This is a genomic window from Nocardia farcinica (assembly GCF_001182745.1).
GTDB classification, from domain to species: domain Bacteria; phylum Actinomycetota; class Actinomycetes; order Mycobacteriales; family Mycobacteriaceae; genus Nocardia; species Nocardia farcinica.
In genome coordinates this window covers 2015348-2028320 of sequence record NZ_LN868939.1, presented here as the reverse complement: position 1 = coordinate 2028320, position 12973 = coordinate 2015348, and the positions used below count along the sequence as shown (strand labels likewise).

Here is a 12973-nt window from a genome sequence, read left to right as displayed (position 1 = left end):
CTCGTCGGCTCGGCGTGTCAGAGCGCGGGCCCGTCGGGGCGCTCGTCGCGCGCGGCCAGGGTCAGGGCGTGATCGAGCCGGGGCCGCAGGGATTCGGCGTGCGGCACCGCGACCCGCAGCCGGGCCCAGTCGGGGCAGGATTTTCGCCGCGGCGCCAGCACCGACAGCCGCCTGCCCGCCACGGTCACCTCGCATGCCGCGCCCGAGGCCACCCGGCGCGCGACGGTGCGCGCGTGATCGCGCAGTATTCGCTCCCGTGCCCGCTCCGGCACGCGCTCCCGCTCGGCCATGTCTCCGAGGGTAGTCCGCGCCGCGCCGGAAAGGGGCGAACCGCGAGGAGAATTCAGCGCACCCGCACCGCGACGGATTCGGCCGCGGCAGTGCGGTAGCGCTCGGCCAGCAACCGGACGACGGCGGGATGCACGCCGATCGGCGCCGCCACACCGTCCGCGCCCGCCTCGTGCAGGCGCTGCTGGAACAGCCCGTGCGCCAGCAGATAGGAGGCGACGAACACCCGGTCGGCGCCCGAATCGCGAAGATCGGCAACCACTTCCGGGACCCGCGGCGCGCCGGTGGCCACGTAACCGATCCGCACCGGCGCGTGCAGCTGCTCGGCCAGCAGCGCGGCCGCGCGGCGCACGTCGGCCCGCGCGCGCGGATCGGAGGATCCGGCCGCCGCGACGACGACCGCGTCGCCGGGCCGCCAGCCGGCCGCCCGCACGCGCAGCGCCATGATCCGGGCCAGCGCGGGATCGGGCCCCATCGCCGGGGTCACCGTCGCGGCCGGATGCGCGCTCTCCGCCACTTCCCGCGGAACGTCCTGGTAGACGTGATAACCCGAGGCCAGGAAGGCCGGAATCACCACGGCGGGCGTGCCCGGCGCGGTGGCGCGCAGGTCCCGCAGCACCTCGGCGGGCGAAGGGCCGAGCACGTCGACGAACGCGGTGCGCACCACCGGTCCGCGCAGCTCCCGCGAGACCGCCTCGGCGAGCGCGGCGATCATCTCGACCCCCCGGGTGCTCCTGGTGCCGTGCGCGACCAGCACCAGGGCGGGCGCGTTCACCACGACCCCAACGGCTGCGCGTACCGCGCCGACCGCAGCGGGGTGCCCACCGACGGGGTGCGGGCGGGCGCGCGCGGCGGCACGGCGTTGTCGTCGGCGCAGTCGGCGGTGTCGAGCGCCAGCCGGTAGCCGCGCTTGACCACGGTCTGGATCGCCTTGGGCGTGCCGAGTCCGGCGCGCAGGCGGGCGATGGCGGTCTCCACCGCGTGCGTGTCCTCACCGCCGCCGGGCAGCGCGGCGAGCAGGTCTTCGCGCGAGACCACGCGGCCGGGCTGGCGGGCCAGCGAGCGCATCAACGCCATCGGGGCAGGCGCGAGCTGGCGCACCTGTCCGTCGACGACCACGCACCCACCGCGCACACTGATGGTGTGTCCGGCGGCCTGGATGCGGTTGGCGCGGCGCGGCAGTTCCTCGGCCACATGGCGGGCCAGCGCGCCCAGCCTGGCCCGGCCGGGCATGGAGGTCGGCACGCCGAGTTCTTCCAGCGGCGCGGCGGTGATCGGGCCGACGCACGCGGGCAGCACCCGGGTGCGCAGGGCGTGCAGCACGCCTTCCAGCAGCCCGGTTTCCTTGGCGCGCATCAGCATCGAGGCCACCGCGGGCGCGCTGGTGAAGGTCACGCAGTCCAGGCTCGCGGTGACGATCGCCTCGATCAGCTGATCCATCGGCCCCTGGTCGGCGGGCGGAATCCAGCGGTACACCGGCACCGGCACCACATCGGCGCCGGCGCAGCGCAACACCTCGCAGAAGTCGGGCACCGGCTCCCATTCGGTGGTGGCCCCGTGCAACTGCACCGCGATCCGCACCCCCTCCACGCCTTCGGCGAGCAGGTGGTCGAGTACCTCGGCGGAGGATTCCGAGGCCGGCGACCACTCCTCGCGCAGTTCGGCGGCCCGGATGGCGCCCTTGGCCTTCGGGCCGCGGGCCAGCAACCTGGTCCCGGCCAGGGTGCCGCGCAGGTCCTCGGCCAGCCCCCAGCCCTCGGCGGCCTCCATCCAGCCGCGGAAACCGATGCCGGTGGTGGCCACGGCGATCTGCGGCGGTTCGGCGACCAGCGTGCGGGTGACCCGCTCGAGTTCGGTGTCGTCGGCCAGCGGAATGATGCGGATGGCCGGTGCGGACACGATGGTCGCGCCCCGCCGGGTCAACAGGGTGGCGAATTCCTCGGCGCGCCGCGCCGCCGTGATGCCGACGGTGAATCCGGCGAGGGGGGCGCCCGCGTCGATAGTGCTCATAGGTGGTTCATCCGTCCGAGGATTCGAGCGCGACCGGCTCGTTGGATACCGAGACGATGCCGTCGTCGACGCGCACCGCATACACCGGCAGCGCCGCCGATTCGTCGTCCAGGCAGTGCCCGTCGAGCAACGAGAACGCCTGCTTGAGCAGTGGCGAGGCGACGACGGGCACACCGCCGCGATCGCCGACTATCCCGCGCGACATCACCGCCGCGCGGCCGAACGGATCGATGTTGCCGACGGCGTAGAGCGTGCCGTCGGGCAGCAGGAACAGCGCGGCCTGCCGTCCGCCGCGCAGCAGCACCGCGACACCGCGGCCGGGGATCAGGAAATCGAGTCGGCAGGCTTGCGTCCAACCGGTGGCCGTGGCGGGCGAGATGCTGGGTGTGTCGATTACGGTCATCGGGTTCCTCCTCCGAACGCCTGGTTCATTGGTACCGGCGTCCTGTTTCCGCGTCGTTAAGCCGTTATTTCGCCTGCGCGGCTGTGACGGATTCCACGCGGGGCGCCACCTCCGGCATGCCGAGCAGCACCGGCACCTTGCGCTCGCCGCTGTCGTCGAAGGCGATGGTCGGGTCGGCCTCCTCCGGCGCGTTGACGAAGGAGACGAAGCGGGCGAGCTTCTCCTCGTCCTCGAGCACCGCGGCCCATTCGTCCTTGTACCCCTCGACGTGGCGGGCCATCGCCGCCTCCAGCTCGTCGGCGATGCCGAGGCTGTCCTCGCAGATCACCTGCTTCAGGTAGTCGATGCCGCCCTCGAGCGCCTCCTGCCAGGGCGCCGTGCGCTGCAGCCGGTCGGCGGTGCGGATGTAGAACATCAGGTAGCGGTCGATGTAGCGGATCAGCGTCTCGTCGTCGAGTTCGCCGGCCAGCAGCACCGCGTGCTTGGGGGTCAGGCCACCGTTGCCGCCGACGTAGAGGTTCCAGCCGTTCTCGGTGGCGATCACGCCGACGTCCTTGCCGCGGGCCTCGGCGCATTCGCGGGCGCAGCCCGACACCGCCAGCTTCAGCTTGTGCGGGGAACGCAGTCCGCGGTAACGCTTTTCGAGCAGCACCGCCATGCCCACCGAGTCCTGCTGGCCGTAGCGGCACCAGGTGGAGCCCACGCAGCTCTTCACGGTGCGCAACGACTTGCCGTAGGCGTGGCCGGATTCCATGCCCGCGTCCACCAGCCGCTGCCAGATCCGCGGCAGCTGCTCCACCCGCGCCCCGAACAGGTCGATGCGCTGGCCGCCGGTGACCTTGACGTAGAGGCCGAACTCCTTGGCCACCTCGCCGATGGTGATCAGCTGCTCGGCGGTGACCTCGCCGCCGGGCATCCGCGGCACCACCGAGTAGGTGCCGTTCTTCTGCAGGTTGGCCAGGAAGTGGTCGTTGGTGTCCTGTAGCGCGGCCATCTCGCCGTCGAGGATGTGATCGCTCGAGGTCGAGGCCAGGATGGAGGCCACGGTCGGCTTGCAGATGTCGCAGCCGCTGCCCTTGCCGTACTTGGCGATCAGGCCGGAGAAGGTGCGGATGCCGGTCACCTGGACGATCTGGAACAGTTCGGCGCGCGACTGTTCGAAGTGCTCGCACAGCGCCTTGGACATCGCCACGCCGGACTGCTCGAGCAGCTTCTTCAGCATCGGCACGCAGCCGCCGCAGGAGGTGCCCGCGGTGGTGCAGCTCTTGATCGCGGGGATGTCGCAGGCGCCCTCGGCGATCGCGCCGCAGATCGCGCCCTTGGAGACGTTGTTGCAGGAGCAGATCTGCGCGTCGTCGGGCAGCGCGTCGGCGCCCAGTTCCGCGCCGGCGGGCGAGATCAGCGCCGCCGGTGCGGCGGGCAGCGGGCGGCCGACGAGCGGGCGCAGCGCGGCGTACTGGCTGGCGTCGCCGACCAGGATGCCGCCCAGCAGGGTCGTGGCGTCGTCGGAGACGACGAGCTTGGCGTAGGTGCCCTTGGCGGCGTCGTGCAGCACCACCGAGAGCGCGCCCTCGGTGACGCCGTGCGCGTCGCCGAAGCTGGCCACGTCCACGCCCATCAGCTTGAGCTTGGTGGACATGTCGGCGCCCGGGAATTCGCCCCGGCCGCCCAGCAGGCGGTCGGCGACGATCTCGGCGGTGGTGTAGCCGGGGGCGACCAGGCCGTAGCAGGTGCCCTCGACCGCGGCGCATTCGCCGACGGCCCAGATGTTCGGGTCGGAGGTCTGCAGCGACAGGTCGGTGACGATGCCGCCGCGCGGGCCGACCTCGAGCCCGGCTTCGCGGGCGATCCGGTCGTTGGGGCGGATGCCCGCGGAGAACACCACCATCGAGGCATCGATGGTGGAGTCGTCGGACAGCGTCAGCCGCAGCGTGCCGTCCTCGGCGCGCTCGATGGACTGCGTGCCCACGCCGGTGTGCACGGTCAGGCCGAGATCGGTCACCAGGCGCTCGAGGATGGCGCCGCCGCCCTCGTCGACCTGGGCGGGCATCAGGCGGTTGTTGTATTCGACGACGTGCGGGGTCATCCCGAGCAGCTTGAGCGCGTTGGCCGCCTCCAGGCCGAGCAGGCCACCGCCGATGACCACGCCGTGCGCACCGGGCCCGGCCGCCTCGGCGGTGGCGCGGATGCCGTCCAGGTCGTCGATGGTGCGGTAGACGAAGCAGCCGTCGAGGTCGTGGCCGGGCACCGGCGGGACGAAGGCGTAGGAGCCGGTGGCCAGCACCAGCGCGTCGTAGCCGATGGTCTCGCCGGTGGAGGTGGTGACCTTGCGCGCCTGCCGGTCGATGGCCTCGGCGCGCTGGCCGAGCCGCAGCTCCACCAGGTCGTCACCGGCGTAGTCGTTGCCGGGCAGCGCCAGCGCGGCCGGGTCCCAGGCGCCGACGTAGGACGAGAGCCCGACCCGGTCGTAGGCGGGCAGCCGTTCCTCGCTCAGGATCACGACCTGCCAGGTGCCGGACTCGTCGCGGGAGCGAAGCGCCTCGACGAAGCGGTGCCCGACCATGCCGTGGCCGACGACCACCACGGTCTTGCGCTCGGTGGTTGCGGGGTTCATGTGGACCTCCCAGGAATGGATGCGGGCGTCAGGCGCGGGCCGACGGGACGGACGAGGTGGCGGGAACGGCCTGTTCGGCGCGGCGAACGAGGGCCTCGGCCTCGACGACCACATCGTCGTCGGCCACCGAGCGCAGGCTCGGACGGCGCAGGAAGACCAGCCAGGTGACCGCGGCGCACACCACGTAGAAGGCCAGGAAGACCCAGAACGCGGTGGTGGCCGAGTTGGTCGAGGCGTAGGAGGAGCGCAGGACCAGGTTGATGCCGACGCCGCCCAGCGCTCCGATGGCGCCGACGAAACCGATCAGCGCGCCGGAGGTGTTCTGCGACCAGGCGGCCCGATCGGCGGGGCTCAGGTCGAGGCTGCGCGACTTGGCGTCGAACACCGACGGGATGATCTTGGTGACCGCGCCGTTGCCGATGCCCGAGAGCACGAACAGGGCGACGAAACCGATCACGAGCACCGCCATCACCGCGCCGCCTGCGACGCCGCCGTTGCCGTCGGCCACGGTGCTGGCCCCGATCACCAGCGCGGCCGCGGCCATCATCGCGCCGAAGGTGACCAGCGCGACGCGGCTGCCGCCGATCCGGTCGGCCCACTTGCCGCCGTAGGGGCGGGCCAGTGAGCCGAGCAGCGGGCCGATGAAGGCGATCTGGGCGGCGTGCAGCGCGGCCTGCGCGGCGGTGTCGCCACCGGCCTTGAAGCTGATCTGCAGGATCTGGCCGAAGGCGAAGCTGTAGCCGATGAACGATCCGAACGTGCCGATGTAGAGGAACGCGATCGCCCAGGACTGCGGCACCTTCAGCGCGGTCACCATGTCGGACAGGTCGGCCTTCTGGTTGCGCAGGTTGTCCATGTACAGCGCGGCGCCCAGGCCGGTGATCGCGATCAGCACCAGGTAGATCGCGCAGATCAGGCTGGCGTACTCGTTGCCGAGGGTGGCGATGACCAGCAGGCCGATCAGCTGGATGACCGGCACGCCGATGTTGCCGCCGCCGGCGTTCAGCCCGAGCGCCCAGCCCTTGAGCCGCTGCGGGTAGAAGGCGTTGATGTTGGTCATCGACGAGGCGAAGTTGCCGCCACCGACACCGGCGAAGGCCGCCACCACCAGGAAGGTGGTGTACGAGGTGCCGGGCTGGTTGATGAAGTACAGCGTCAGCAGCGTGGGCACCAGCAGCAGCAACGCCGAGAAGACGGTCCAGTTGCGGCCACCGAAGCGGGCGGTGGCGACGGTGTAGGGGATGCGCAGCACCGCACCGACCAGGGTCGGCACCGCCATCAGGAAGAACTTGCCCGCCGCGTCGATGCCGTACTTCTCGGCGGGCATGAACAGCACCATCACCGACCAGATCGACCAGATCGAGAATCCGACGTGCTCGGCGAAGACCGACCAGATCAGGTTGCGCCGGGCGATGTGCTTGCCACCGGCCTCCCATGCCTCGACGTCTTCGGCATCCCAGTGCTCGATGTTGCGGTTACGCGTCAGCGTGCTCAACAAGGGCCTCCCAAAATCGGTTGGCCCCAACGGTAGGGAGCGGGTATTGCCGAAATGCTGCCGTACATGACGGCCGAATCAACGGTTGCTCACCCGCGACGGCGCGCTCGGGTGAGTTCGGCGCCGATGTTTCGCCCGTGTGACACAGCGGTTTTCAGCGCGTCACGAACGGGCGCGAACCGCGGTCGGGCGGCTGTGAGTGTGACCTGGACAGCATGCGCGCTCGCGCACGGCCGCGCAACCGCTGTGCGCGGTCGCGCGGCCCGCGGGGTTCTTCAGGTGCGCAACGGCTCAGTGCCAGGTGTCCTCGAGCATGCGCGGCTTACACGCCTGCCAGGCGCCGGCCAGCAGCACCAGGACCGCCACGGTGAGCATCCCGAAGGGCGCGAGCCAGCCGCCGGTGGCGGTGTGCAACATGCCGAACAGCAGCGGGCCGACGCAGGCGACCGCGTACCCGACGCCCTGGGTGAACCCGGACAGCGCCGCCGAGCCCTGCGGCGTCTTGGTGCGCATGTTGATCAGCGTCAGCGCCATCGGGAAGGTGCTGGGTCCGAGTCCGAGGATCACCACCCAGAGCACGGGCGCGCCCATCGGCGCCACCAGCAGACCGGTGAAGGCGATGAGGAACAGCGCCGCACAGCCCACCACCACGGGGAACGGGTTGGCCAGCCGCGCCACCACGGTCGGCGCCGAGAGCGCGGCGACGAGGCCGACGAGCGCGAACAGCGCCACCATCGTGCCGCCGAAGGCATCACCGGCGCCCGCGTCGGCGAGCACGCGCGGCAGCCACGCGAACACCGCGTAGGTGGTCAGCGAGGTCATGCCGAACATGCCCGCCATGCCCCAGGCCACCGGCGAGCGCCACACCCGCCCGGGCGCGGGCCCGCCCGCCGGCAGGGCGGTGGTGTCGGCGACGTCGTGGCCCTTGCGGCCGCGCAGCACCCCGAGCCAGGGCAGCGCGGCGGCGAAGCCGAGCAGGGCCCACAGCCCGATGGAGATCCGCCAGCCGTGCGAATCGGCCACGGGGACCGCGATCAGCGCGGGCACCACGGTGCCGATCTGCACCATGGTGATGTAGAGCGAGCTGAGCACCGCGAGCCGGTCCGGGAAGTAGCGCTTGACCAGGGGCGGGATCACCACGTTGCCGATGCCCATGCCACCGAGGGCCACCGCGGAGAAGACCAGCAGCCCGGCGGTGCTGCTCATCAGCGCGCGCACGAGCATGCCCGCGCCGGCCAGCAGCATGGCGATCAGGGCGGTGCGTTCCAGGCCGATGCGGCGCACGAGCGCCGGGGTGAGCAGGCCCGAGACGGCGAACATGGCGGTGGGGATCATGCCGAAGACGCCGACGACCGCGGTCGAATAGCCGATCTCCGCGCCGATGCGCTCGGCGAGCGGACTGAACGCGGTGACCGCGACACGCAGTACCGAGGCCGACATCACGATCGCGGCCAGCACCAGCAGGCGGCCTTCGAGCAGGGCGCGCTTGCGTTCGCGGGTGGTGTCGGGGGTCGCGGTGTCCGGAGAGTAGGTCGCTGTCACCGAGAAATCATAGGATGACCGGACGACAAGAGCAAGCTGGTCGTTCCGGGCTGTACCCTGTTCCAGTGCAACCCGTTCGGCGCACCAGCCTCATCGCCCAGGTAACAGAACAGCTGCGTGCCGAGATTCGTTCCGGCCGTTGGCCGATCGGCTCGCGCATTCCCACCGAGCCCGAGCTCACCGAGCTCACCGGCACCGGCCGCAACACCGTGCGCGAGGCCGTCCAGGCCCTGGTGCACGCGGGCATGCTCGAACGCCGCCAGGGCTCGGGCACCTACGTCATCGCCGCCTCCGAGGTCGGCGGCACGCTCGGCAAGTACTTCGCCGACGCCGAGGAACGCGACGTCCTCGAGCTGCGACTGGCCCTGGACACCACCGCCGCCGCACTGGCCGCCCGCCGCCGCGACGAGGCCGACATCACCGCCCTGCGCACGCTGCTCGACGAACGCAGCGGCCAGGCCTGGGACGAGGACAACCACCCCGCGATCACCGCCGACGTGGAACTGCACCGCGCCATCGTGGTCGCCAGCCACAACGCGGTGTACCTCGAGTTCTACGACTCGCTGCTGCCCACCATCGAGCAGGTGATCCGTTCGCGCACGTCCCGATCCGACGCCTCCTACGATGCCGAGCACCGCGAACTCGTCCAGGCCGTGATCGACGGCGACGCCGACCGCGCCGCGCAGGCGGCGCGCTGCTTTCTCGCCGGACTGATCGCCGAGTACCCCGACCGCTGAATGCCGACCGGTCCCGCGGTGCGGCACCGACGTAACCAACCGGTCACCGAGTGCGCGCCCGCGATGTGAGTGGGAATTGCCGGGAACGCAATCGAAGGCCACGGGCCCGCAACAACCGGCTTCTACCGTCGACTCGACCGATCACGAGGCGTCGAGAGGAAGCCGATGACCGCCACAGCCGCAGCCACCGGCCGGCAGCCGGGCACACCGGTGTTCACGCACCACACGCGCGGACGCTGGCTCGAACACTGGGAGCCGGACAATCCCGAATTCTGGGAAGCCGGCGGAAAGCGCACCGCGCGAAAGAATCTCGCCTTCTCGGTGTTCGCCGAGAACCTGGGCTTCAGTGTCTGGGTCATCTGGGGCACCGTCGTCACCAGCATGGGCGCGGCGGGCTTCCCGTTCCTGGCCGGACTCGGCCAGGGCAACCCGGTCGCGGTGAGCAACGCACTGCTGCTCACCTCGACACCGACGTTGGTCGGCGCGGCCCTGCGCATTCCCTACACCTTCGCCATCCCACGGTTCGGCGGCCGCGCCTTCACCGCGTTCAGCGCGGCGATGCTGCTGGTACCGACCCTGGGCCTGGCCTGGTTCGTCAACCAGCCGGGCACCCCGATGTGGGTGTTCATGGTGCTGGCGGCGCTGGCGGGATTCGGCGGCGGCAACTTCTCCTCGTCGATGGCCAACATCTCGTTCTTCTTCCCCGAGGGCAAGAAGGGCGCGGCGCTCGGAATCAACGCCGCCGGAGGCAATCTCGGCGTCGCGCAGACCCAGCTGGTGCTGCCGCTGCTGATCACCCTCGGCACCCACCTCACCGCGAAGGACCCCGCCGGCTACCGTTTCGGCATCACGCTCTCGGTGCTGGTATGGGTGCCGTTCATCCTGATCGCCACGGTCGGCGCGCTGCGCTACATGGACAGCATCGCCACCGCGAAATCCGATGGGAAGTCCTACAAGCTCGCGCTGACCAACCGGCACACCTGGGTGATGTCGTTCCTCTACATCGGCACCTTCGGCTCGTTCATCGGCTTCTCCTTCGCCTTCCCGACGCTGATCAAGGCCAACTTCCCGAGCCTGGCCGGGATCGGCTGGATCACCACGCTGGGCAACCTCGCCTTCCTCGGCGCGCTGGTCGGCTCGTTCAGCCGTCCGTTCGGCGGCTGGATCTCCGACAAGGTGGGCGGGGCACGGATCACCGTGTTCGTCTTCGGCGGCATGGCGGTCGCGGTGGCCGCGATCATGGCGGCACTGGAGCTGAAGAGCTTCCCGCTCTACCTGATCGCCTTCCTGGTGCTGTTCGTGCTCACCGGCATCGGCAACGGCTCGACCTACCGGATGATCCCGTCCATCTTCAGCGCGGAATCCAAGAAGTACGCCGCCGAACACGGCATCGACCCGGCCGACGCGGCGGCCTCGGCCAAGCGGCAGGCGGGCGCGGCGATCGGCGTGATCGGAGCGATCGGCGCCTCCGGCGGCTACCTGCTCCAGCAGGCACTGCGGTTGTCCAACATCAACTTCGGCAGCATGGCGCCCGCGTTCTGGGCCTACGCCGCGGCGTTCCTGGTGATGGCCGGGGTGACCTGGTTCTACTACCTGCGCTCGTCGTTCGCGATCGGCCGGTTCACCTCGCTGGCCTACGCCAACGTATGACCTCTCATCAGGCTCGACGGCCGCCGCTCGGCTCCGGACGCGCGGCGGCCTTCGGGCATTCCGGGGCGCCGGACGTCAGAGCAGGAAGCGCACCATGTCCGCGGTGCGCGCCAGGCCGGGGAAGGCCTGCGGCGTCGACCGTGGATGCAACGCGTGCACCGCGAGCCGGAACATGACCGCCCGCAACAACATCTGCGGCCACTCCGGCAGGTCCGACCACCGCTCGAGCAGACCGTCGTCGGCCCCGCCCCAGGACAGCGCGTCGACCACCACCACGCCCGCCGCCCACGCGGCCGGACGCCAGTAGGGGGTGATGTCGGTCAGTCCCGGCGTCGCCGCACCCTCGAACAGCACGGTGCCGAACAGATCACCGTGCACCAGCTGCGCGGGACTGCGCACCGGCTTGCGCAGGGTGGCCAGCTGACCGATCAACTCCAGGCTGCGGTGCCCGTCCGGGGAGGTCGGCGTGGCCATCCCGCCCGCGCGCAGGGTGCGCAACGGCACCTGCTCCCAGGCGGCGCGGTCGGCGGCGACGAAGATGTCCACATCCACCCAGGGCGCGATGGGTGGCTGTACCAGGAACCGCGGGCGCTCCAACCGCGCGGTGGCCTGGTGCAGGCGCAGCGACACCGACACCACCTCGTCGTGGCGGGGTTCCGGGCTGCCCGCCAGATAGGTGTCGGCACGCCAGCCCGACACCACATACCGGCCGTCGGTGGCCCGCACGGGCCGGGCCAGCCGCACGCCGTCCACCCGCAACGTCTCGCGCACCCGGGCCGACCACGCCGCCCTGGCGTGATCGGCGACCGGGGACAGCACCACGTCACCGCAGCGCCAGCCACCGTCCCAGTCGCCGAGATAGCTCGGCGTCACCTCGCGCAGACCGAACGTGGCGCGCACGTGTTCGGGAGGTTCCACAGAAGTCACAACCGGTACGGTAACGCCGCTCCGGTGCCCGATTCGGGCGCCGCGCCGAGACGCAGCGTCCGCGATCGGCCGAGGTACGGGGCCGTGCCGGGCGACTCAGTAAACCGGCAGCGACGGGTCGATCTGGTTGGCCCAGGCCACGATTCCGCCCTGCACGTGCGTGGCGTCGGTGAAGCCGGCGTTCTTGAGCACCGCCAATGCCTCCGCGGACCGGATGCCGGTCTTGCAGTGCAGCACGATCGGCCGGTTCTGCGGCAGCTCGGACAGCGCCTCCCCGGACAGGATGCGGTCCTTGGGGATCAGCTTCGCGCCCTCGATGTGCACGATGTCCCACTCCACCGGCTCGCGCACGTCGATCAGCTCGATCTCCTTGCCCGCGTCCAGCAGCTCCTTGAGCTCGCGGGCGGTGATGGTCGAGCCGGCCGCGGCGGCCTGGCCCTCCTCCGACACCACGCCGCAGAACGCCTCGTAGTCGATCAGCTCGGTGATCGGCTGCCGGTCCGGGTCGCGGCGCAACTTGATGGTGCGGTAGGTCATGTCCAGTGCGTCGTAGACCATCAGCCGGCCCAGCAGCGGGTCGCCGATGCCGGTGATCAGCTTGATCGCCTCGGTCACCATGATCGAACCGATGGACGCGCACAGCACGCCGAGCACGCCGCCCTCGGCGCAGGAGGGCACCATGCCGGGCGGCGGGGCCTCCGGGTACAGGTCGCGGTAGTTGATGCCGCGCCCGTCCGGCGCGTCCTCCCAGAACACCGAGACCTGGCCCTCGAACCGGTAGATCGAGCCCCACACGTAGGGCTTGCCCGCCAGCACGGCGGCGTCGTTGACCAGGTAGCGGGTGGCGAAGTTGTCGGTGCCGTCCAGGATCAGGTCGTACTCACGGAACAGTTCGACGGCGTTCTCCGGCTCCAGCCGGATCTTGTGCAGCCGCACGTCGACGCCGGAGTTGATTTCCAGGATGGAATCGCGCGCGCTGTCGGCCTTGGGACGGCCGATGTCGGACTCACCGTGGATGATCTGGCGCTGCAGGTTGGAGGAATCGACCTCGTCGAACTCCACGATGCCCAGCGTGCCGACACCCGCGGCGGCCAGGTACAGCAGCGCGGGCGAACCCAGCCCGCCTGCGCCGATCACCAGCACCTTCGCGTTCTTCAAACGCTTCTGCCCGTCCACCCCGACGTCCGGGATGATCAGGTGACGGCTGTAGCGGGCGATCTCGTCCTTGCTCAGTTCCGCGGCCGGCTCGACCAGTGGCGGCAGGGACTTCGATGATGACACGTCCAGGACTCCTCGAATCGAATTGG

11 protein-coding genes are annotated in these 12973 nt (G+C 70.8%); 2 read left to right on the top strand and 9 right to left on the bottom strand.

Features of this window, described 5'->3' with window-relative positions; translation table 11 throughout:
• Window positions 1-17: 17 nt before the first annotated feature.
• The 7 genes from AMO33_RS26115 to AMO33_RS26085 all read right to left on the bottom strand — a co-directional run bounded on the left by AMO33_RS26115 (window position 18) and on the right by AMO33_RS26085 (window position 8352).
• Window positions 18-290: a hypothetical protein gene (locus AMO33_RS26115; RefSeq protein ID WP_060594622.1), complete on the bottom strand. Its 273-nt coding sequence runs from the start codon at window positions 288-290 to the stop codon at window positions 18-20.
• Between the two features lie 53 nt (window positions 291-343).
• Window positions 344-1063, bottom strand: coding sequence for a sirohydrochlorin chelatase (locus tag AMO33_RS26110; protein ID WP_060595159.1), 720 nt, complete (start codon window positions 1061-1063; stop codon window positions 344-346).
• Window positions 1060-2298, bottom strand: coding sequence for a uroporphyrinogen-III synthase (locus AMO33_RS26105; protein ID WP_060594621.1), 1239 nt, complete (start codon window positions 2296-2298; stop codon window positions 1060-1062). The genes AMO33_RS26110 and AMO33_RS26105 overlap by 4 nt, the downstream gene beginning before the upstream one ends.
• Before the next feature lie 7 nt (window positions 2299-2305).
• The gene (gene nirD / locus AMO33_RS26100; protein WP_011211095.1) at window positions 2306-2701 is read right to left on the bottom strand and encodes a nitrite reductase small subunit NirD; all 396 of its coding nucleotides are present in this window, start codon (window positions 2699-2701) and stop codon (window positions 2306-2308) included.
• Between the two features lie 64 nt (window positions 2702-2765).
• Window positions 2766-5315: a nitrite reductase large subunit NirB gene (nirB, locus tag AMO33_RS26095; RefSeq protein WP_060594620.1), complete on the bottom strand. Its 2550-nt coding sequence runs from the start codon at window positions 5313-5315 to the stop codon at window positions 2766-2768.
• A gap of 28 nt (window positions 5316-5343) precedes the next feature.
• Entirely contained in the window at window positions 5344-6813 is a 1470-nt protein-coding gene (locus AMO33_RS26090) for a nitrate/nitrite transporter (protein ID WP_011211097.1), read from the bottom strand.
• Window positions 6814-7101: 288 nt separating this feature from the next.
• Window positions 7102-8352, bottom strand: a complete 1251-nt coding sequence (locus AMO33_RS26085) for a CynX/NimT family MFS transporter (RefSeq protein WP_060594619.1) — start codon at window positions 8350-8352, stop codon at window positions 7102-7104.
• Window positions 8353-8417: 65 nt separating this feature from the next.
• Between AMO33_RS26085 and AMO33_RS26080 the strand changes: the two genes are divergently transcribed.
• Together AMO33_RS26080 and AMO33_RS26075 are read left to right on the top strand one after the other, a co-directional pair.
• On the top strand, window positions 8418-9089 hold the full coding sequence (locus AMO33_RS26080) for a FadR/GntR family transcriptional regulator (protein ID WP_060594618.1): 672 nt from the start codon (window positions 8418-8420) through the stop codon (window positions 9087-9089).
• A 165-nt stretch (window positions 9090-9254) separates the two neighbouring features.
• The gene (locus AMO33_RS26075; RefSeq protein WP_060594617.1) at window positions 9255-10739 is read left to right on the top strand and encodes an MFS transporter; all 1485 of its coding nucleotides are present in this window, start codon (window positions 9255-9257) and stop codon (window positions 10737-10739) included.
• A gap of 75 nt (window positions 10740-10814) precedes the next feature.
• Here the strand turns inward: AMO33_RS26075 and AMO33_RS26070 are convergent, their stop codons facing one another.
• Together AMO33_RS26070 and moeZ are read right to left on the bottom strand one after the other, a co-directional pair.
• Entirely contained in the window at window positions 10815-11666 is an 852-nt protein-coding gene (locus tag AMO33_RS26070; RefSeq protein WP_060594616.1) for a TIGR02569 family protein, read from the bottom strand.
• Window positions 11667-11762: 96 nt separating this feature from the next.
• Window positions 11763-12947 carry an adenylyltransferase/sulfurtransferase MoeZ gene (gene moeZ, locus AMO33_RS26065; RefSeq protein WP_060594615.1) on the bottom strand — a complete coding sequence of 395 codons (1185 nt, stop codon included), beginning with the start codon at window positions 12945-12947 and terminating at the stop codon, window positions 11763-11765.
• Window positions 12948-12973: the final 26 nt, after the last annotated feature.